The organism is Allobosea sp. TAF32 (assembly GCF_052113585.1).
GTDB lineage: Bacteria > Pseudomonadota > Alphaproteobacteria > Rhizobiales > Beijerinckiaceae > Allobosea.
Genome location: NZ_JBFRDM010000008.1, coordinates 464742 through 483701, shown reverse-complemented (window position 1 = coordinate 483701; position 18960 = coordinate 464742). Strand labels below are relative to the sequence as shown.

20 protein-coding genes are annotated in these 18960 nt (G+C 65.8%); 10 read left to right on the top strand and 10 right to left on the bottom strand.

Annotated elements, in window-relative coordinates:
* Nucleotides 1–50 precede the first annotated feature (50 nt).
* Nucleotides 51–1301 carry an NAD(P)/FAD-dependent oxidoreductase gene (locus AB4Z16_RS19515; protein ID WP_441512995.1) on the bottom strand — a complete coding sequence of 417 codons (1251 nt, stop codon included), beginning with the start codon at nt 1299–1301 and terminating at the stop codon, nt 51–53.
* Between the two features lie 264 nt (nt 1302–1565).
* On the opposite strand from AB4Z16_RS19515, the gene AB4Z16_RS19510 reads away from it, so the two are divergent.
* From AB4Z16_RS19510 to AB4Z16_RS19485, 6 genes are all read left to right on the top strand, one after another.
* On the top strand, nt 1566–2537 hold the full coding sequence (locus tag AB4Z16_RS19510) for a hypothetical protein (RefSeq protein ID WP_441512994.1): 972 nt from the start codon (nt 1566–1568) through the stop codon (nt 2535–2537).
* A gap of 54 nt (nt 2538–2591) precedes the next feature.
* Nucleotides 2592–3284 (top strand): glutathione S-transferase family protein, encoded by a 693-nt coding sequence (locus tag AB4Z16_RS19505; RefSeq protein WP_441512993.1) that lies wholly within the window; start codon nt 2592–2594, stop codon nt 3282–3284.
* A 163-nt stretch (nt 3285–3447) separates the two neighbouring features.
* Complete coding sequence (rpe, locus tag AB4Z16_RS19500; RefSeq protein WP_441512992.1) at nt 3448–4131, top strand: ribulose-phosphate 3-epimerase; 684 nt, start codon at nt 3448–3450, stop codon at nt 4129–4131.
* A gap of 140 nt (nt 4132–4271) precedes the next feature.
* Complete coding sequence (gene purB, locus AB4Z16_RS19495; RefSeq protein ID WP_441513087.1) at nt 4272–5579, top strand: adenylosuccinate lyase; 1308 nt, start codon at nt 4272–4274, stop codon at nt 5577–5579.
* Between the two features lie 39 nt (nt 5580–5618).
* On the top strand, nt 5619–6197 hold the full coding sequence (locus AB4Z16_RS19490; RefSeq protein ID WP_441512991.1) for an RBBP9/YdeN family alpha/beta hydrolase: 579 nt from the start codon (nt 5619–5621) through the stop codon (nt 6195–6197).
* Between the two features lie 50 nt (nt 6198–6247).
* The gene (locus AB4Z16_RS19485) at nt 6248–6919 is read left to right on the top strand and encodes a class I SAM-dependent methyltransferase (protein ID WP_441512990.1); all 672 of its coding nucleotides are present in this window, start codon (nt 6248–6250) and stop codon (nt 6917–6919) included.
* Nucleotides 6920–7044: 125 nt separating this feature from the next.
* On the opposite strand, the gene AB4Z16_RS19480 is transcribed toward AB4Z16_RS19485, so the two are convergent.
* From AB4Z16_RS19480 to AB4Z16_RS19445, 8 genes are all read right to left on the bottom strand, one after another.
* Complete coding sequence (locus AB4Z16_RS19480; protein WP_441512989.1) at nt 7045–8160, bottom strand: branched-chain amino acid ABC transporter substrate-binding protein; 1116 nt, start codon at nt 8158–8160, stop codon at nt 7045–7047.
* Between the two features lie 128 nt (nt 8161–8288).
* On the bottom strand, nt 8289–8663 hold the full coding sequence (locus AB4Z16_RS19475; RefSeq protein WP_441512988.1) for a DUF6867 family protein: 375 nt from the start codon (nt 8661–8663) through the stop codon (nt 8289–8291).
* A gap of 137 nt (nt 8664–8800) precedes the next feature.
* Entirely contained in the window at nt 8801–9544 is a 744-nt protein-coding gene (locus tag AB4Z16_RS19470) for an ABC transporter ATP-binding protein (protein WP_441512987.1), read from the bottom strand.
* Complete coding sequence (locus tag AB4Z16_RS19465) at nt 9541–10395, bottom strand: ABC transporter ATP-binding protein (RefSeq protein WP_441512986.1); 855 nt, start codon at nt 10393–10395, stop codon at nt 9541–9543. The genes AB4Z16_RS19470 and AB4Z16_RS19465 overlap by 4 nt, the downstream gene beginning before the upstream one ends.
* Entirely contained in the window at nt 10395–11780 is a 1386-nt protein-coding gene (gene livM, locus AB4Z16_RS19460) for a high-affinity branched-chain amino acid ABC transporter permease LivM (protein ID WP_441512985.1), read from the bottom strand. Before livM ends, AB4Z16_RS19465 begins: the two co-directional genes overlap by 1 nt.
* Before the next feature lie 4 nt (nt 11781–11784).
* Nucleotides 11785–12708, bottom strand: a complete 924-nt coding sequence (locus AB4Z16_RS19455; RefSeq protein WP_441471658.1) for a branched-chain amino acid ABC transporter permease — start codon at nt 12706–12708, stop codon at nt 11785–11787.
* 392 nt (nt 12709–13100) lie between these two features.
* Nucleotides 13101–14333, bottom strand: coding sequence for an NAD(P)/FAD-dependent oxidoreductase (locus AB4Z16_RS19450; RefSeq protein WP_441512984.1), 1233 nt, complete (start codon nt 14331–14333; stop codon nt 13101–13103).
* On the bottom strand, nt 14330–14656 hold the full coding sequence (locus AB4Z16_RS19445) for a cupin domain-containing protein (protein WP_441512983.1): 327 nt from the start codon (nt 14654–14656) through the stop codon (nt 14330–14332). The genes AB4Z16_RS19450 and AB4Z16_RS19445 overlap by 4 nt, the downstream gene beginning before the upstream one ends.
* Before the next feature lie 177 nt (nt 14657–14833).
* Between AB4Z16_RS19445 and AB4Z16_RS19440 the strand changes: the two genes are divergently transcribed.
* From AB4Z16_RS19440 to AB4Z16_RS19430, 3 genes are all read left to right on the top strand, one after another.
* Complete coding sequence (locus AB4Z16_RS19440) at nt 14834–15523, top strand: GntR family transcriptional regulator (RefSeq protein ID WP_441512982.1); 690 nt, start codon at nt 14834–14836, stop codon at nt 15521–15523.
* Nucleotides 15524–15664: 141 nt separating this feature from the next.
* Complete coding sequence (locus AB4Z16_RS19435) at nt 15665–16183, top strand: flavin reductase family protein (RefSeq protein WP_441512981.1); 519 nt, start codon at nt 15665–15667, stop codon at nt 16181–16183.
* A 135-nt stretch (nt 16184–16318) separates the two neighbouring features.
* Entirely contained in the window at nt 16319–16771 is a 453-nt protein-coding gene (locus AB4Z16_RS19430; RefSeq protein ID WP_441512980.1) for an SRPBCC family protein, read from the top strand.
* Between the two features lie 3 nt (nt 16772–16774).
* On the opposite strand, the gene AB4Z16_RS19425 is transcribed toward AB4Z16_RS19430, so the two are convergent.
* Entirely contained in the window at nt 16775–18106 is a 1332-nt protein-coding gene (locus AB4Z16_RS19425; protein WP_441512979.1) for a methyl-accepting chemotaxis protein, read from the bottom strand.
* A 339-nt stretch (nt 18107–18445) separates the two neighbouring features.
* Here AB4Z16_RS19425 and AB4Z16_RS19420 point away from each other — a divergent pair, with 339 nt between their 5' ends.
* Complete coding sequence (locus AB4Z16_RS19420; protein WP_441512978.1) at nt 18446–18946, top strand: (2Fe-2S)-binding protein; 501 nt, start codon at nt 18446–18448, stop codon at nt 18944–18946.
* Nucleotides 18947–18960: the final 14 nt, after the last annotated feature.

Here is an 18960-nt window from a genome sequence, read left to right as displayed (position 1 = left end):
GCGTCATGCTCGGGTTCGCGCAGGCGCGGCTCCGAGCATGACCGCGCTGCTTAGGCGAAGCGCGCCGCCGCAAACGGCGTCGGGTCGACGAAGGCCTTCTGGCCTGTCACCATCTCGGCGACCATGCGGCCGGTGACGGCTGCGAGCGTCAGGCCGTGATGGGCGTGGCCGAAGGAGAACCACAGGCCCTTGTGCTTGGGAGCCGGGCCGATGATCGGCATCATGTCCGGGGTGCAGGGCCGGCGGCCGAGCCAGGGCTCGGCATCGACACGCTCGCCGAGCGGGAAGAGCGCCTTGGCGATCGGCTCGGCCCGAGCGAGCTGCACCGGGGTCTTGGGCGCGTCGCGATCGGCGAACTCGGCGCCCGTGGTCAGGCGGATGCCCTGTAGCATCGGCGCAAGGAAATAACCGCGCTCGGTGTCGAGCACCGGATGGTTGAGCACGGCATTGCCCTGCGGTTTGTAATGCATGTGGTAACCGCGCTTGACCGCGAGCGGCAGATGGTAGCCGAGCTTTCGGGTCAGCACATCGGCCCAGGGGCCGAGCGCCACGACGACGTCCCTGGCCTCGGCCTTGGTGCCGTCGGCGAGGGTGACGTTCCACCCGGCGCCGCTCTGCGCCAGCGTTGCGGCATCGCCGATGGCGAGCTTGCCGCCGAGCTTCTCGAAGAGCGCGACATAGGCCTTGGACAGGCCGAGCGGATCGACGACCGTAACCGGATCGGTCCAGTGCAGGCCGCCGATCAGGCTGGCATGGTCGAGATGCGGCTCCTCGGCCTTGAGGGTGGCCATGTCGAGGGCGCGGTAGTTCACGCCGAATTCGCGCTTCCAGCGGGCGGCCTCGGCGAGGCGCTCCTCGCGCTCACGCTCGGTGCGGAACACCTTCATCCAGCCCTTGCGGCGCAGAAGCTCGGTCGCGCCGGCTTCCTGCGCGAGCGCATCATGCTCGGTGACGCAGTGCTCGATCAGCTTCTCGTATTTGTGGGCGATCGCTTCGTGATGAGAGGCGCGCGAATGCATCCAGTAGGAGAGCAGGAACGGCGCGAGCTTCGGGATCGCGCTCCAATGATAGGACGCATCGATTGTATTGTTCATCGCGTAGCGGATGAGCGCGCCGAAATCATGCGGGAAGCCGTAGGGGTAGACACCCTCGCGCTGGATCAGGCCGGCATTCCCGTAGCTCGTCTCTTCGCCCGGTCCGCGCCGGTCGACGAGCAGGGTGGAGCGGCCGGCCTTTTGCAGGTGAAGCGCGACCGAAATGCCGACGATGCCGGCGCCGAGAACGATCGTATCCACCTTCATGATCTACTCCTGCCAACCCCTTTTCCCGCAAAATACCGGTTTGCGCCGGCTTGTCAGCGTTGCGACCGAATTTTGCGCAGGATCGCGGAATCTTTCGCAGGGTCTGCGTCATCTTCTCCAATTTGGCTTTGCTCACGAGAAATGTGGGCGGGATGGCACAATTTTATGCCGGCGCAGGACCGCTCCGCTCGGCACGCAGGTGACGCATTGGGCGCGATGGGCCAGTGTGCCGGCTGTTTCGCGAACGATTCCAGAGCCGTGCCGATGCGTCCAGTCGCCCTTCTCGCCGCCGCGCTCGCATGGCTCGGGCGCTACGGCACGCAAGGCTTCGCGCTGTCCATTTTCCTGGGCCTCGCGCTTCCGCAATTCTCCGCCGCGGCGCGGCCGGTGCTGCCTATCACCATCTTCTGCTTCACGACCGTCGTGTTCATGCGGGTCGATCTCGGCGTCACTGCCCGGCTGCTGCGCCGGCCGGCGAAGCTCGCGGCCTCCTGCCTGTGGCTGATCACCGGTCCGGTGCTGCTGATCGGCGGGGCGCTGCTGCTCGTCGGGCGCGAGAACCTTGATCCGGGGATCGTGCTCGGGCTCGCGATCATGGGGTCGGCGCCGCCGATCATGTCCTCGCCGGCGGTGGCGATCCTCTACGGATTCGAGCCGTCGCTGATCATCGCGAGCGTCATCGTCACCACGATTTTGAGCCCCATCATCGCGCCTCTGCTGGTCGAGTTGCTGGCCGGCGCGGCCGTGCCGCTCGACCGCTCGGTGCTTATGCTGCGGCTGCTGATCTTCATCGGCGGCGGCATGGCTGTCGCCTTCACGCTGCGCGCCTGGCTCGGCGTCAAGCGGATCAAGGCGATGAAGGCCAATCTCGATGGCTTCGGCGTGCTGATGTACTTCATCTTCGCCATCGCAGCGATGGACGGCGTGACGCGGGCCGCCCTCGACAATCCCCGGCTCGTTCTCTTCGTGCTGGCCTGCGTCTTCGCGGTTTCGGCGGCGGGGCTGATCTCGAGCTGGCTCGTGCTGCGGAGACTGCCGGCGTCGGAGCGCTTCATGATCGGCTACGGCACCGGGCAGCGGAATATGGGGTTGCTTGTCGCCGCGCTGGGCGCCGGCGTCTCGCCGGCGACCTTCCTGTTCTTCGCGCTGGCGCAGTTCCCGATCTACCTCTTGCCGTGGCTGCTGGGCGGCATCGCAGCGCGAATCCGGCGCAAGGAAGCCATGTCAACCTGCTGACGGGCGATGACGCGGTGCCCTGCGAGGCTTCCCCTGCCGCAGGAGAACCGCGCCATGATCACACTTTATTCCGGGCCGCTCAGCCTGTTCTCGCGCAAGGTCGAGATCGCCCTTCAGGAGAAGGGCCTCGGCTTTCAGCGCATCATGGTGCCGTTCAACCAGACGACCGGCTACGACCCCAAGTACCCCGAGGTGATCGCGCTCAATCCGAAGGGGCAGGTGCCGGTGCTCAGCGATTGCGGGCTCGTCCTCTACGACTCCACCGTCATCAACGAATATCTCGACGAGGCCTATCCCGAGCCGAAGCTGATGCCGGACTCCCCGGTCGAGCGCGCACGCTGCCGGCTCGACGAGCTGTACGCGGACGAAATCCTGTTTCAGGCCGTGAAGCCGCTGATGCACCGGACGAGCCCGCCTTCGCCCGACCGCGTCCGGCGCATCGCGCAGGAGGCCGACGCGCTGATCGCCGAGGAGGCGCTGACGCGCCACTACGAGGTATTGGAGCAGAAGCTGGCGGGCCGTGAATTCTTCGGCGGGCGGCTCTCGCTGGCGGATATCGCTCTGTTCATGAGCGTGCTGTTTTCGCTGCGGCTCGGCGGGCCGCCGCTCGACGGCTATCCGGGGCTGGCGGAGTGGTATACGCGCCTGAAGCTGCGCCCGACTTTCGCGCAGGTGGTGGCGGAGATGGCGGAAGCGGACCGGCGGCTGTCCTATCCTGTGGCGATGCGGCAGGGACGGAGCGCCTGAACATTCAGGCCGTCATTCTCGGGCTTGACCCGAGAAGCTCTTGCAGGAGGAGGCGCCAAAGCCTCCGCGTCATGAGATGCTTGGGTCAAGCCCGAGCATGACGAGGTTGTTTAGCTCGGTTTCGCGATTGCGGCAGGCGGCTCGGGGCGTTAAACCGCCAGCCATGACGCACCCCATCCGGATCGCCCCCTCCATCCTCTCGGCCGATTTCGCCAAGCTGGGCGAGGAGGTGCGCGCGGTCGACGCGGCCGGTGCCGACTGGATCCATTGCGACGTGATGGACGGGCATTTCGTGCCGAACATCACCTTCGGCCCCGACGTGCTGAAGGCGATCCGCCCGCACACAAGCAAGTTCTTCGACGTGCATCTGATGATCGCGCCCGTCGATCCTTATGTCGAAGCCTTCGCCAAGGCCGGCGCCGATCTGATCTCCTTCCATGTCGAGGCCGGGCCGCATCCGCACCGCACGCTGCAGGCGATCAAGGCCCAGGGTAAGCAGGCGGGCATCGTCCTCAATCCCGGCACGCCGGCGAGCGCCGCCGAGGCGCTGATCGATGATGTCGACCTCATCCTGCTGATGACGGTCAATCCCGGCTTCGGTGGGCAGAGCTTCATCCGTTCCGTCGTCGAGAAGGTTGCACAGGTGAAGGCGCTCATCGGCGACCGCCCGATAGCGCTGGAGATCGACGGTGGCGTGACGCCGGAGACCGCGCCGCTGGTTGTGAAGGCCGGCGCGAATGCGCTGGTCGCGGGCTCCGCCGTCTTCAAGGGCGGGCCTTCGGCCTATGCCGGGAATATCGAAGCGATCCGCAAGGCGGCGGAAGCCGCGCGCGACGACTGGGTTTGACAATATCGCAGCCCTCATCCTGAGGAGCCGCGAAGCGGCGTCTCGAAGGATGTTCCAGACTGCACTGGACCATCCTTCGAAACGAGCGCCGTTGGAGCGCTCCTCAGGATGAGGGCTCATTGGGTGACAAGGACGAGACGATGATCCCGCGCTATTCCCGCCCCGAGATGGTCGCCATCTGGGAGCCGCAGACCCGGTTCCGTATCTGGTTCGAAATCGAGGCGCATGCCACCGACAAGCTCGCTGAGCTCGGCGTGGTGCCGAAGGAGGCTGCGGCGACCATTTGGGCGAAAGCCAAGGACGCGGTCTTCGACGTCGCGCGCATCGACGAGATCGAGCGCGTCACCAAGCACGACGTCATCGCCTTCCTGACGCATCTGGCGGAGATCGTCGGGCCCGACGCCCGCTTCGTCCATCAGGGCATGACCTCGTCCGATATCCTCGACACCACGCTTTCGGTCCAGCTTGCGCGCGCCACCGATATCCTGATCGCCGATGTCGATGCGCTGCTCGCGGCCATCAGGCGCCGCGCCTTCGAGCACAAGCTCACCCCGACGATCGGCCGTTCGCACGGCATCCATGCCGAGCCTGTGACCTTCGGGCTCAAGCTCGCGCAGGCCTATGCCGAGTTCGACCGTTGCCGAGCCCGTCTCGTCGCGGCGCGGGCGGAGATCGCGACCTGCGCCATCTCGGGCGCGGTCGGCACCTTCGCCAATATCAACCCGCAGGTGGAGGAGTACGTCGCCGAGAAGATGGGCCTGACGGTCGAGCCGGTCTCGACGCAGGTGATCCCGCGTGACCGCCACGCGATGTATTTCGCGACGCTCGGCGTCGTCGCCTCCTGCATCGAGCGGCTGGCGACCGAGATCCGCCATCTCCAGCGCACCGAGGTCTACGAGGCCGAGGAATATTTCTCGCCGGGCCAGAAGGGCTCCTCGGCGATGCCGCACAAGCGCAACCCCGTGCTGACCGAGAACCTCACCGGTCTCGCCCGCCTCGTGCGCGGCATGGTCACGCCGGCGCTGGAGAACGTCGCGCTCTGGCACGAGCGCGACATCTCGCATTCCTCGGTCGAGCGCATGATCGGCCCGGATGCGACGGTGACACTCGATTTCGCCCTGGCACGGCTGACCGGCGTCGTCGACAAGCTGCTGATCTATCCGCAGAACATGCGCCGGAATCTCGACCGGCTCGGCGGGTTGCACAACTCGCAGCGCGTGTTGCTGGCGCTGACGCAGGCCGGGGCGAGCCGCGAGGATGCCTATTCCATGGTCCAACGCAACGCGATGCGCACCTGGGAGCATGGCGAGGACTTCCTGACCAATCTGCTCGCGGACAAGGACGTGGCGGAGAAGCTCTCGGCCTCCGAATTGCAGGCGATGTTCGACGAGGGCTATCACTTCAAGCATGTCGACACGATCTTCCGCCGGGTGTTCGGAGAGGTCTGACGGGCTGGACTTCGGCGACGGCAGGGCTATCTACGACTGATGAAATCCTCCGACGTCGATATCCTCATCGTCCCCGGCTGGTCGGGCTCCGGGCCCGACCACTGGCAGAGCCGCTGGGAAACCCGGCTCAAGACAGCGCGCCGCGTGGAGCAGGACGACTGGCACAAGCCGTCTCGCCACGTCTGGGCGGAGCGGATCGTGCAGGCGGTGCGCAGCGCGACGCGGCCGGTCGTGCTCGTGGCCCATTCGGCCGGTGTGAGCGCTGTCGCACACGCGGCAGAACATCTGCATCCGGGCGAGGTGGCCGGCGCTTTCCTCGTCGCGCCGGCCTCGGAGAAGGCCAAGCGCGCGATCCCCGGCATGGGAGCTGACTTCGTCGAGCACCGCCGTGAGAGGTTGCCGTTTCCGTCGGTGCTGATCTCCAGCGCGACCGATCCCTACTGTACGCAGGACGAGGCGCGGGAACTCGCCGAGGCCTGGGGCTCGGAATTCGTCGATGCCGGTGACAGCGGCCATCTCAACAGCGAGTCCGGGCATGGACCGTGGCCGGATGGCTTACTGCGTTTCGCGGGCTTTCTCAAAAGCTTGAGCGCTGTTCCTCAGAGATTGAGTCAGTAGAGGCGCCGTCCGCCCACGCGGCATGCATCTCGTCGGCGAGAGTTTCGAGCATGGACGCCTTCTCCGATCCGCAAACCGTTGCACGCTATGCCGAGGGGCCGCCGCGCCAAGTGCCCGGCTTCGCCGACATGCAGCGCATGGCCATGCTCCTCCTTGCCGAGCGGGCGCCTGACGCGGCGCGGGTGCTGGTGCTCGGCGCGGGCGGCGGCCTTGAAATCAAGGCATTTGCCGAGGCGCAGCCCGGCTGGCGGTTCGACGGCGTCGATCCGTCCGCCGAGATGCTCGATCTCGCACGGCTGACGCTCGGCCCGCTGCTCGCCCGCGCGGATCTGCATCACGGCCTGATCGACATCGCGCCAGAAGGACCGTTCGATGCGGCCGCCTGCATCCTGACCCTGCACTTCGTCGAACGTGAGGAGCGCCTGCGCACGCTGCGGCAGGTACGACGGCGGCTGAAGCCCGGCGCGCCTTTCGCGGTCGCGCATTTCAGCTTTCCGCAAGGCGAGGGCGATCGCAATCTCTGGCTGTCGCGCTACGCCGCATTCGCGGCCGCGTCGGGCATCGTGCCGGCGCAGGCGCAGAAGGCGCGATCGATGATCGGCGAGCGCCTGCCGATCCTCGCTCCCGAGGAGGATGAGCAGCTTCTGCGCGATGCCGGCTTCGGCGGCGTCAGCCTGTTCTATGCCGGCTTCGCATTCCGCGGCTGGGTAGCGTACGCATGAGTGGTTCTGCGAGCGCCCCGTTTCGGACATGCGACCGAGACAGGGCCTCAACGACCTCTCAACGGAAAACCCGCCCCGGATGCTCCGAGGCGGGCTCTTTTGTCAGGCCTGATCAGCCGCCGAGATCAGTTCTCGACATAGGTGATCTTGCCGTCGGCACCCTTCTTCCAGGTGTAGACGGTGTAGTCCGGGCGGGTGATGTCGCCCTTCTTGTCGAAGCCGATGTCGCCGATGACGGTCTTGACGGGCTGGCCGCCATGCAGCACGTCGGCGATCTTCTTCGGATCGGTCGAGTTCGCGCGCTTGGCGCCTTCGGCCATGATCTGGACGGCGGCGTAGCTGTAGAGGGTGTAGGCTTCCGGCTTGAAGTTCTTGGCCTCGAACTTCTTGACGACGGCGGCCGCTTCCGGGCGCTTCTGCGGGTCCGGCGGGAAGGTCATCAGCGTGCCTTCGACGCCGGGGCCGCCGATCGTGGCGAACTCGTCGGTCGTGATGCCGTCACCCGAGACGAGCACGGTCTTCAGGCCCTGGTCGCGCATCTGGCGCACGATCAGGCCGCCTTCGGTGTGCAGGCCGCCCCAGTAGAGATAGTCGGCACCGGCGGCCTTGATCTTCGAGACGAGCGCCGAGAAGTCCTTCTCGCCGGCGTTGACGCCTTCGTAGAGCACTTCCTTCACGCCGCCGGCGTTGAGACCCTTCTTGGTCTCGTCGGCGAGGCCCTGGCCATAGGTGGTCTTGTCGTGGACGACGGCGATCTTCTTGTCCTTGAAGTTCTTCAGCAGATAGGCCGAGGCGACGCTGCCCTGCTGATCGTCACGGCCGCAGGTGCGGAAGGTGTTCCACAGACCGCGCTCGGTGATCTTCGGGTTGGTGGCCGAAGGCGAGATCATCAGGATGCCGTTCTCGGCATAGACTTCGGACGCCGGCATGGTGACGCCGGAGTTGAAGTGGCCGAGGACCCATTTCACGCCGTCGCCGACGAATTTGTTGGCGACCGAGACGCCCTGCTTCGGATCGGAGACATCGTCACCGACCGAGATGGTGATCTTCTGACCAAGGACGCCGCCAGCAGCGTTGATGTCCTCGACCGCTTGCTCGGCGCCGTTCTTGAGCTGCGCGCCGAACGCGGCGTTCGGGCCGGTGATCGGGCCGCCGACGCCGAGCTTGATCTGCGCATTGGCCACGCCGGACATGGCGAGGACCGCGCCGAGCGCAATGCCGCCCAACAGCAGTTTCTTCATGTGATGCAACTCCCCTCGATGATTGACAACGGGCTGGACGGTCCGCCCGTCTCGGTGCGCTTTTGTCACCCTAAGCTGCAGTCTTGCGCTTTTTCGGTGATCTGTCACGCACCAAGCTCGTGAGCTCTTCAGAGCAATTCAGGCCTGATTACGACCCCGGGGCGCGGCTTCCAGCCGAAGGGGCCGGCGCGCTCGAAGAGCCAGTGATATTGCCGCGTCATCTGCTTGGCGCGGTTGTAGCGCCAGCCGGCGAAGCCGAAGGCGAGCAGCACGACGCAGTCGACGATGTAGTAGTGCAGCGTCAGCAGCGTGGCCTGGAACAGCGCGAAATGAATGAAGCGCACGAACAGGCCGAGGATCAGCATGTAGACGACGAGCTGCCAGTTCGGCCGCCAGGTCAGGGCGATGGCGCGGCCGGACATCCAGGCGAGCCAGCCACCCATGATCACGGTGACCAGCAAGAAGAGCCAGACCGTCGGTTCTTCGTAGATGATGCCCTGCATCTCGTGCTCCCGGCTTCACGCGAGGGTGGAAGCGGCCAGCGTCGCCACAGCGATGGCATGGCAGGCGCGCAGCCGTCTCTCATCAAAAAGTTGCAGCGGCGGAGGCGAGCTTCGGCGCAAGCTCCCGCCGCCGGCCATCAGTGACGCCCACCTTCGAGATAGGCGGCCCGCACCTGCGGATTGGCGAGCAGTTCCTTGCCCGAGCCGCTCATCGTGATGACGCCGTTGACCATGACGTAGCCGCGATGGGCGAGCTTCAGCGCGTGGAAGGCGTTCTGCTCGACCAGGAAGACGGTGAGGCCCTGGGTCCTGTTGAGCTCGCGAATGGCCTCGAAGATCTGCTTCACGATCAGGGGGGCGAGCCCGAGTGAGGGCTCGTCGAGCAGCAGCAGCTTCGGGCGGGCCATCAGCGCGCGGGCGATCGCGACCATCTGCTGCTCGCCGCCCGAGAGCGTGCCGCCGCGCTGCTGCAGGCGCTCCTTGATACGCGGGAAGAGCACGCAGATCTTGTCGAGGTCTTCGTCGAAATGCTCGAAGTTGCGGACGGCGGCGCCCATCTGCAGGTTTTCGAACACCGTCATGCGCGGGAAGATGCGGCGGCCTTCCGGCGACTGCGCGATACCGAGGCGAGCGATCTGGTGGCTCGGCATCCGGGTGATGTCGCGGCCCTCATAGGTAACGGAGCCTTCGCGTGCCTGCGGGTTGCCGAAGATCGTCATCATCAGGGTGGATTTACCGGCGCCGTTGGCGCCGATCATGGTGACGATCTCGCCGGCATTGACGTCGATGTCGACGCCCTTCAGAGCGATGATCTTGCCGTAAAAGGTCTTGACGCCGCGGACGGCCAAAAGAGGCGAAGTTTGAGGCTGGGCCACAGTCACGAGATGCCGACCTCCGCTTCCACCACTTCGACCTCTTCGTCGTCGACGCCGAGATAGGCGGCGATGACCTTCGGGTCTGCCTGCACTTCGGCCGGCGTGCCGTCCGCGATCTTGGTGCCGTAGTCGAGCACCACGACATGGTCCGAGATTTCCATGACCACCGACATGTCGTGCTCGATCAGCAGCAGGGCGGTGCCGAGATCCTTGCGGATCGAGAGCAGCAGCGTGTTGAGGTCGAGGCTTTCGCGCGGGTTGAGGCCGGCGGCCGGCTCGTCGAGGCAGAGCAGGACCGGCTCGGTGCACATGGCGCGCGCGATCTCGAGCCGGCGCTGGTCGCCATAGGGCAGGTCGGCGGCCGGGTCGTCGGCGCGATGGGTGAGGTTGATCTTATCGAGCCAGAACTTGGCCTTCTCGATCGCCGCCCGCTCGCTGGCCCGGTAGCCGCCCACCCCGAGCAGGCCGAGGAAGGTGAAGCCCGAGGCGATCATCAGCGGGTTGTGCTGGGCGATGAGCAGGTTCTCCAGCACCGTCATGCCGCCGAAGAGGCGGATGTTCTGGAAGGTGCGGGCGACCTTGGCCTTCCAGGAGATGCGGAAGTCGGGCATGCGCTCGAGCAGGAAGCTCGAGCCGTCGTCATGGTTCAGCGAAATCAGGCCCTGCGTCGGCTTGTAGAAGCCGGTGATGCAGTTGAACACTGTGGTCTTGCCGGCGCCGTTGGGGCCGATCAGCGCGGTGATCTCGCCCTTGCGGGCCTCGAAGGAGAGGGCGTTGACGGCGGTCAGGCCGCCGAAGCGCATGGTGACCTGCTCGACTTCGAGCAGCGGGCGGCCGGAGGGTGTGGTCGAGGCCATCAGCCATGCCCCTCCTGAACGAGGTCGGCCGAGATCGTCTTCTTCTCCTTCAGGAAGGCTGTCGGCTCGCGCACCGAGATCAGGCCGCGCGGCTTCCAGATCATGATCACAACCATGGCGAAGCCGAAGATCAGCATGCGGTACTTCGTCGGGTCGAAATCCTGCCCGAAGATCTGCTTCAGGAAATCGAGTTCGCGCAGCAATTCGGTGCCGCCGATCATGGCGATCGCCGCGATGGCGCAGCCCCAGAGCGAGCCCATGCCGCCGAGCACGACGATGGCCAGGATGACCGCCGATTCCATGAAGACGAAGGATTCGGGGCTGATGAAGCCCTGGCGGGCGGAGAAGAACGCCCCGGCGAAACCACCGAACATTGCGCCCATCGAGAAGGCCGTGAGCTTGGTGTTGGTCGTGTTGATGCCGAGCGAGCGGCAGGCGATCTCGTCTTCGCGCAGCGCCTCCCAGGCCCGGCCGACCGGCAGTCGGCGGAGGCGCAGCGTGACGAAGGCCGTCAACAAGGCCAGACACAGGATGAGGTAGTAGAGGAAGATCGTTCGATAGAGCGGCGAGAATTCGAGCCCGAACGTCGCCGCAAAGCCGTTATCGGCTGCCGTGAAGGGGATGCCGAAGAAGGTCGGGCGCGGGATGCCGGAGATGCCGGCATAGCCGTTCGAGAACTCCGTCCAGTTGACCAGCACCAGGCGGATGATCTCGCCGAAGGCCAGCGTCACGATGGCGAGGTAGTCGCCGCGCAGGCGCAGCACGGGGAAGCCGAGCAGCATGCCCCAGAAGGCGGCAAGGATGCCGGCGAGCGGCAGCAGGATCCAGAAGGACAGGCCGAAATTCTTGGCGAGCAGCGCATAGGAATAGGCGCCGACCGCATAGAAGGCGACGTAGCCGAGATCGAGCAGCCCGGCGAGGCCGACGACGATGTTCAGCCCCCAGCCGAGCATGACGTAGATCAGGATCTGGACGCCGAAATTGTCGATCCACTTCAGCGCTCCGCCCCAGCCGGCGAGGCCGATCGCGATCGCGGGGAAGCTGACGAGGAAGCCGAGTCCGAAGAGCGAGAAGAGCCGCGAATGGCGCTGGAAGAAGGCGATGGTGCCGTGCGGCAGCAGGCGGATCTTCGCCTTCTCCTTGCGGCCGTTCTGCTGGCGCAGCGCGACGAGCAGGCGGCCGACGAAGACGATGCCGACGGCCCAGGCGACGGCATCCCATCGCGGATCGAGCACCAGGACATTGTCCATGTTCTGGCGCGTGCCCCAGGCGACGACCGGAATGCACAGGCCGAGGGTGACGAGGGCCGCGAAGCCGGCCTCCTTGAGGGCGGCCTTGAAGTCCCGGCCGGGAGCGGCCTTGGCTGTGGTCGGTTTGCTCGCCATGACGTCAGACCTTCTCGACTTCGGGGCGGCCGAGGATGCCCGAGGGCATGAAGACCAGCACGAGGGCCAGGATGCAGAAGGCGGCGACGTCCTTGTAGTCGATGGTGAAGTAGGCGGACCACATCACTTCGATCAGGCCGATCAGCAGGCCGCCGATCACCGCTCCGGGCAGCGAGCCGATGCCGCCGAGCACCGCTGCGGTGAAGGCCTTGACGCCCGGCGTAAAGCCGTCGGCGAAATTCACCACGCCGTAGAGCACGAGGTACATCACGCCGGCCACCGCAGCGAGCGCCGCGCCCATCACGAAGGTGATGGAGATGGTGCGGTCGACGTCGATGCCGAGGAGGGCGGCCATCTTGCGGTCCTGCTCGCAGGCGCGCTGGGCGCGGCCAAGCGGCGTCTTCTGGACGATATACCAGAAGGCAGCGAGCAGCGCCGCCGTCGTCAGGATGATGACGATCTGCTTGTAGGAGATCTGCACCGTGTAAACCGCGCTGTCGATCAATGTGATCGACTTGTTCAGGATCGGCGGGATCGACTTGTTGCGCGGGCCCTGCACGACCTGCACGAAGTTCACCAGGAAGATCGACATGCCGATCGCGGAGATCAGCGGCGCGAGGCGGAAGGAGCCGCGCAAGGGCCGGTAGGCGACCCGTTCGATCGTCCAGTTCCAGAGCGAGGTGAAGAACATCGCCAGCGCCAGAACAATGACGAGCGCCAGCAGGATCATCCCGGCGCTCGTGCCGAGGACCGCCGTGACCAGCATGAAGAAGATCAGGGCGATGAAGGCGGAGAGCATGAAGATATCGCCGTGGGCGAAATTCACCATGCCGATGATGCCGAACACCATCGTGTATCCAATGGCGATGAGACCGTAGATCGATCCCAGTGTCAGCCCGTTGATGAGCTGCTGCAGAAAGACTTCCATTGACGACGCCGACCCCTCGAACCAGCTCCCGTTCTTGTCGTCAGCATGACGCTGACGCATGCGGGATGCGATTTCCATGCAGAGCTACCAATGGCTTGCGCCACCGACAATCGCTCCGCGTCAAATTTCTGTCAAAAGCAATTACGAACGAAACGCCTCGAAATTGTGCAGAATACTCTGCGCCGTAGCGCGCTTTCGGCGCATGATGATTGCGCCATGCGCGCGCGCCATTTGTGCCGAACGGCTTCGGCGAGCGGCTGGGAACGACAAGGGCGGTTCGAAACGGGAACTCTTCAGGGGCGTGCGCCCGGAGCCCCGGTTGACGAATGGCCGGCGGTTTTTCCGTCCCAGGGCAGTCATCGATGGGGATGATCGCTCCGGGGGTCGCCATGTCAGAACCGCGCGGGGCTGAAGGGGGAAAGATCGATCGGCGGCTGGCGCCCGGCGACAAGTGCGGCGACGAGATCGGCGGTCGCGTGGGATTGCGTCATGCCGTAATGGCCATGGCCGAAGGCATAGATCACGTGCGGATTTCGCCTTGCGGTGCCGATCACCGGCAGCGAATCGGGCAGGGAGGGGCGAAAGCCCATCCAGAGTCTGCCGCTGTCGAAAGCAGGTAGGCCGTCGATCAGGCGGCTGGCCTTATCGTAGAGGCGGCGGGTGCGGGCATGGTTGGGCGGAGCATCGAGGCCGCCGAACTCGACCGCGCCGCCGATTCGCAGACCAGAGTCGAGCGGTGTTGTGACGAAGCCGTGGCCCTCGAAGCCGACCGGGCGCGTCAAGAGCCCGGTGACATCGGGAAAGCTGACATTGTAGCCGCGCTCGGTGTCGAGCGGCACGGCATCGCCCAACGCCGACGCCAGCGGCCCGGCCCAGGCGCCGGCGGCGATGACCGCTCGGTCCACGACGCGCTGCCAGCCATCGGGACCAATCAGGGCGGGGCGCTCGCCGAGGGAGATATTGCTGACGCTGGCCTTCTCGAAAACGGCGCCGCGCTCCAGCGCGGCCTCGAACAAGGCGAGCGTCAGCTGATGAGGGTCGCTGATATGGGCGGCGTCGGGGTGGAAAGCCGCGCCGACAAAGCCCGGCTTAAGTGCGGGCTCGAGCTGACGCAGTTCGGAAGGCGCGATCATCTCGACCTTGATGTCGAAGGCCGCCTGGCGTTCCGCTACCTTGCGCGCTGCGGCCATCGCTCCGGCATCGTCGAAAACGTATAGGCCGCCCCGTTGGTGGATATGGCGCGTCAGGTTGGTGCGCGAGGCGCGCGCAAGCCAGGCCGGCAGGGCGAGCTTCTGCAAGGCGGCGATCCCCATGATCGAGCGCTCATAGGCTTGCGGGCGCGAGGCCAGCAGGAAACGCAGCAACCAGGGCAGGACCTTCGGCAGATAAGCCGGGCGGATGCTGAGCGGGCCAAGTGGATCGGCCAGGAATTTCGGTACCTGCCGCAGCATCTTGGGGCTGGCGATCGGCAGAATGTCGGTATGGGCGATCCAGCCGGCATTGCCGCGCGAGGGGCCGAAGGCCGGCTCATGCCGTTCGACGATCAGGACCTCATGCCCCTCATCGAGGAGCGCATGGGCGATCGCGACGCCGACGATCCCTGCGCCGACGACTGCGACCTTCATGACAGGGCAAGCTCCTTGAGAGCCGCAGGCTGCTTGACCTCGATCTCGATGAAAGCGATCGGATGACCGGAGCCGTTCATCACGTCATGGCGGATTCCTGCCGGACGCATATAGGCCTGCCCCTGTGCCAGCGGCGTGTCGACGACCTCGTTGCCGTTATGGATGTGCAGGGTGCCGGCGATAAGCATCACCACGAAATAGGGCCAGCCATGCTCATGCCAGCCCGTCACGGCGCCCGGTTCGAAATCCCAGCGGGTGATCCGGACCGTCTCGTCATCCCGCTGGACGGTCGGCACGGCGGGAATCGAACAGGCGAACGCCATCCGGTAACTCCTTGTCGGCTCGCCGCATGATCGGCTGGTGCAGCGCTCCGGTCTATCCGACGTCTGACGGGCCGCTGCCGGCCGATCGCGGCGATCTTAGCCGAGCTTGATATATCTGAGTTGATATATCAAGCTGCGAAGCGAGATCAAGATGCCGGGGCATCGCTCGGGGAGGCCATGAAGCAAAAGGGGAACGTCGATCCGGAGCGCGACGGCCCGCATGTGGCCGGAGCCGGCGAGAGCCTGGCCGAGGTCGCTTACCGGCGCTTGGAGGAGGCAATCGTCACGCTCTCCCTGCGTCCCGGTGCGGTGCTGACGGAAGCGCAATTGATCGATCTCGTCGGGCTGGGGCGGACGCCGGTTCGCGAGGCCTTGATCCGGCTGGCGCAGCATGGGCTGGTCCAGATCCTGCCGCGCAAGGGCATCCTTGTCGCCGATATCAGCGCCATCGATATCATCGCGGCGCTCGATGCGCGCGAGGTGCTGGAGCGCCTCGTGGTCGGCGAAGCGGCGAAGCGTGCGGGGCCTGTCGAGCGGATCGCGATTGTCGAAGCTGCGAAGGCGATGCGCCGGGCCGCCGAGGCCGGAGATGTCGCCGGCTATATGCGCCTCGACAAGGAGCTGGACGGGCTGGTCGCCCAGGCGGCGCGCAGCCCGTATGCGACCCGCGCGGTCGAGCCCCTGCAGGCGCTGATCCGGCGCGCCTGGTATCATTTCGAGCGGCAGGACGATCTCGTGCCGGCGGCCCTCCACCATGGCAGTCTCGCCCAGGCCATCGCCGGCGCGGATTCGCTTGCCGCCACGGCGGCGAGCGACGCGCTGATGTCGCATCTTCGCAAAGGCTTGCTGGCGACGCTGGACCGTTGAGACGATCGCGGGCCCCATCTGATATATCTGTCGGGGCGATGCGGCCCGTCGCTTGCCCGACAGCGGCTGGTGCTGGCGGCTCCGAAGCTCTACATGGTCAGGTATCCCCTGATCCGGAACAGTGAGCCGGCGCCCTAGTCCATGACGAAAACCGTTCACCCGCTACCGCCCGCCCTGGAGCGCCCGGATGCCGCGGCGTTCCGCGATGCGATGGCGCAGGTCGTCAGTGCGGTGCATGTCGTGACGACCGAGGGGCCGGGCGGCCGGGTGGGGCTGACGGCGACGGCGGTCGCCTCTGTTTCCGATTCGCCGCCGACGGTGCTGGCCTGCCTTGCGCGCGAGAGCCGCACCTTGGCGGCGATCGAGGCAAGCGGCGCCTTCTGCATCAACACCTTGCCGGCCCATCTCGCCGAGCTGGCCGAGATCTTCGCGAGCCGCCGCGGCATCGATGGCGATGCGCGCTTCATGACGGCGCGCTGGGGCACGCTTGCGACCGGTGCGCCGGTCCTGCTCGACGCGATTTCCGCCTTCGATTGCCGGCTGGTTGCGACCCACGATATCGCCAGCCATCGCATCCTGATCGGCGAGGTCGCCGGCCTCGGTGGCGCGGGGCAGGGTGCGAGCCTGATCTATCGCCAGCGGCTTTTCGGCTCCGTCTGAACTTCCAGCGAGCACCTGTCTGCGTGGCCTCTTGTGCAGACGGGCGCTTTGCGACCATGGATAGGGACTGGACAGCCTTCGAACCGCGCCGGCCGCAATCGTCCGAGCCGCGGCCCACAGCTCGGGAGACGCGCCATGGCGATGACGATGAACGGCGAGGCGACGCTGCCCGCCGCGAAGGACGTGGTTTGGGCCAAGCTGAACGATGCTGATGTGTTGAAGGCCTGCATTCCGGGCTGTGAACAGCTCAACAAGGACGACGATACGCATTTCTCTGCGGTGGTGAAGGTCAAGCTCGGGCCGGTGAAGGCGACCTTCAAGGGTAAGGTCGAGCTCAACGACCTCGATCCGCCGAACGGCTATCGCATCGCCGGCGAAGGCGAGGGCGGCATCGCCGGTTTCGCGAAGGGTGGGGCCCGAGTTCATCTGAGCGACGCCGAAGGCGGCCAGACGCTGCTGCGCTACGAGGTCGAAGCCCAGGTCGGCGGCAAGCTGATGCAGCTCGGCTCGCGGCTGATCGACTCGGTTTCGAAGAAGCTCGCCGACGAGTTCTTCGCCAACTTCGCCAAGGCGGTCAGCGAAGGCTGAGCCTCAGGAGGCCTTGCGCAGAGCGTCCAGCGCCTGGGAGACCGCGGTCTCGGCTGCGCCGACCTGAAGGGCGACGTCGGCGGCGGCCGCGTTTGCCCGCTCCAGGGCGCCCTGTGTCATGTCGAGGCTGTCGTTGACGGCGTTGGCGCTCTCGATCGCGACATCCGAGCTGTCGGCCACCAGCGAGGCGTCGTGAGCGATCATCGCCGTGACCCGGCTCTGCTGGGAGACGGCTTCGGAAATTGCCTCGGAATCCTGCCTGATCGCGTCGACCGTGGCGGCGATGGCTGCAGCATGCGTGCTGCAGGATTCGGCGCTGGCCGTCAGCTCGGCGATCTGGCCGGCAATGTCCTGCGTGGCGTTCGCGGTCTGCGTCGCCAATGACTTCACCTCGGATGCGACCACCGAGAAGCCACGCCCGGACTCGCCGGCGCGTGCGGCCTCGATCGTGGCGTTGAGGGCGAGCAGATTGGTTTGCGCGGCGATGTCGGCGATCATGCCGACGACCTTGCCGATATTGCCCGTCACCTCGCGCAGGCGGGCGATCGCCTCATTCATCTGCCCGGCATCGAGCACGGCCTGATGCGTGATCGACAAGCTCTGCCGGGCGCGCTGGCCGATATCGGCGATGTTGGCTGACATCTCCTCGGTGGCGGCTGCCGTCTGGATCGACTTTTCCCGCACGACCACAGATGCGCTTGCGACCTTGCCCACCGTATCCTTGATGAAGGCCGTGGCGCGGCCGGTTTCGGCGGCGGTCGCGACGAATTGCTCGACCGCGTCGTTGATGGTGTTGTCGAGGTTCCCGATCCGGTGCCGCAGGGTCGCGGCGGTCTGATCGATGGCGGAGGCCCGCCTCCGCGCATCGGCCTCCTCGTACTCGCGGTTCATCGTCATCGCGGTGTTGACGTCGTAGGTCAGGATCCGTTCGATCACGAAAAGATCCTCGGCGAACTGCCGCGGGGTGAACAGTGCGCGGCGGCGGTTCTCGACGCAGAGCTCGCGCATCAACGAGAACGCGATCGAGGAGCGAGCCCTGGCGCGTACGCGGGCTTCTCTCTCGATCAGGCAGAGCCGCTCGGCCGAAGCGACATAATTCTCGTCGAAGTCGCCATCGAACAACAGGCGAAAATGCGCTGCGGAAGCCGGGTAGAGTGTCTGGGATACAGCAGCTACGCTGTTGCGAAGCTCGTTATGGATGGAGAAGGCACGCTCGAAATCGGCTGCGATCAGCTGCTCGATCGCGCCATCGACCAAGGGGCGGTAGAGGCGCAGGCGGGCGCGCTGCTTCTCACCGTAGCCGATCGCATGCAGCCGGCGTTGAATCTGTTCCATCAACACGGCCACGCGACGACCCTCGTTCGCGGCCGGAATGGCGGCCACGAGCGCCGACGTTGCGGCAATAACCTTAAAAAAGCACCAATGCCGCAAAGGTGGTCGCAATTGCCGGTCCGTGTCGCAGCAAGGAGAAAACCGTCCGAATTCGGCGCAAAACGCATAGCACACCGAAAGCGCCCGCCGCTTGACCCGGCAAAATCGCGGGTCCACATTCGTTTTTGAGCTGTTCCAAGGAAAAGCTGCCCGATGGGGCGAAGCTGCCGGAAGCGCTCAGCCTGACCCAGACCCAGGGAGGGGGTGGGCGGGCATCAGAGACGGGTCACAGGAGATGTGCTCATGACCACTGTTTCGCTGACGGTGAACGGCAAAGCCGTCACCGCCAATGTCGACCCGCGCACCCTGCTGGTGGAACTGCTTCGCGAAAACCTGAGACTGACCGGCACCCATGTCGGTTGCGACACCAGCCAGTGCGGCGCCTGCGTCGTGCATCTCGACGGCAAGGCCGTCAAATCCTGCACCACGCTCGCCGTCTCGGTCGAAGGCGCGAACGTGACCACCATCGAGGGGCTGGCCGACGGCGCCACCCTGCACCCGATGCAGGAGGCCTTTCGTGAGCATCACGGCCTGCAATGCGGCTTCTGTACGCCGGGCATGATCATGGCTGCCGTCGACATGGTGAACCGCCGCGGCCACGAGCTCGACGAGAAGACGATCCGCGAAGATCTCGAAGGCAACATCTGCCGCTGCACGGGCTACCACAACATCGTCAAGGCGATCGCCGCCGGTGCGGAGGCTATGGGCAAGGGCGCGGCGCCGGTGCGCCGGGCCGCCGAGTGAGGCACCCGCCCGTG

Excerpts from the sequence above, each read along its gene's own strand:
- AB4Z16_RS19515 (WP_441512995.1), bottom strand. The coding sequence starts at position 1,301 with ATGAAGGTGGATACGATCGTTCTCGGCGCCGGCATCGTCGGCATTTCG.
- AB4Z16_RS19510 (WP_441512994.1), top strand. The coding sequence starts at position 1,566 with ATGCGTCCAGTCGCCCTTCTCGCCGCCGCGCTCGCATGGCTCGGGCGC.
- AB4Z16_RS19505 (WP_441512993.1), top strand. The coding sequence starts at position 2,592 with ATGATCACACTTTATTCCGGGCCGCTCAGCCTGTTCTCGCGCAAGGTC.
- rpe (WP_441512992.1), top strand. The coding sequence starts at position 3,448 with ATGACGCACCCCATCCGGATCGCCCCCTCCATCCTCTCGGCCGATTTC.
- purB (WP_441513087.1), top strand. The coding sequence starts at position 4,272 with ATGATCCCGCGCTATTCCCGCCCCGAGATGGTCGCCATCTGGGAGCCG.
- AB4Z16_RS19490 (WP_441512991.1), top strand. The coding sequence starts at position 5,619 with ATGAAATCCTCCGACGTCGATATCCTCATCGTCCCCGGCTGGTCGGGC.
- AB4Z16_RS19485 (WP_441512990.1), top strand. The coding sequence starts at position 6,248 with ATGGACGCCTTCTCCGATCCGCAAACCGTTGCACGCTATGCCGAGGGG.
- AB4Z16_RS19480 (WP_441512989.1), bottom strand. The coding sequence starts at position 8,160 with ATGAAGAAACTGCTGTTGGGCGGCATTGCGCTCGGCGCGGTCCTCGCC.
- AB4Z16_RS19475 (WP_441512988.1), bottom strand. The coding sequence starts at position 8,663 with ATGCAGGGCATCATCTACGAAGAACCGACGGTCTGGCTCTTCTTGCTG.
- AB4Z16_RS19465 (WP_441512986.1), bottom strand. The coding sequence starts at position 10,395 with ATGGCCTCGACCACACCCTCCGGCCGCCCGCTGCTCGAAGTCGAGCAG.
- livM (WP_441512985.1), bottom strand. The coding sequence starts at position 11,780 with ATGGCGAGCAAACCGACCACAGCCAAGGCCGCTCCCGGCCGGGACTTC.
- AB4Z16_RS19455 (WP_441471658.1), bottom strand. The coding sequence starts at position 12,708 with ATGGAAGTCTTTCTGCAGCAGCTCATCAACGGGCTGACACTGGGATCG.
- AB4Z16_RS19450 (WP_441512984.1), bottom strand. The coding sequence starts at position 14,333 with ATGAAGGTCGCAGTCGTCGGCGCAGGGATCGTCGGCGTCGCGATCGCC.
- AB4Z16_RS19445 (WP_441512983.1), bottom strand. The coding sequence starts at position 14,656 with ATGGCGTTCGCCTGTTCGATTCCCGCCGTGCCGACCGTCCAGCGGGAT.
- AB4Z16_RS19440 (WP_441512982.1), top strand. The coding sequence starts at position 14,834 with ATGAAGCAAAAGGGGAACGTCGATCCGGAGCGCGACGGCCCGCATGTG.
- AB4Z16_RS19435 (WP_441512981.1), top strand. The coding sequence starts at position 15,665 with ATGACGAAAACCGTTCACCCGCTACCGCCCGCCCTGGAGCGCCCGGAT.
- AB4Z16_RS19430 (WP_441512980.1), top strand. The coding sequence starts at position 16,319 with ATGGCGATGACGATGAACGGCGAGGCGACGCTGCCCGCCGCGAAGGAC.
- AB4Z16_RS19425 (WP_441512979.1), bottom strand. The coding sequence starts at position 18,106 with ATGGAACAGATTCAACGCCGGCTGCATGCGATCGGCTACGGTGAGAAG.
- AB4Z16_RS19420 (WP_441512978.1), top strand. The coding sequence starts at position 18,446 with ATGACCACTGTTTCGCTGACGGTGAACGGCAAAGCCGTCACCGCCAAT.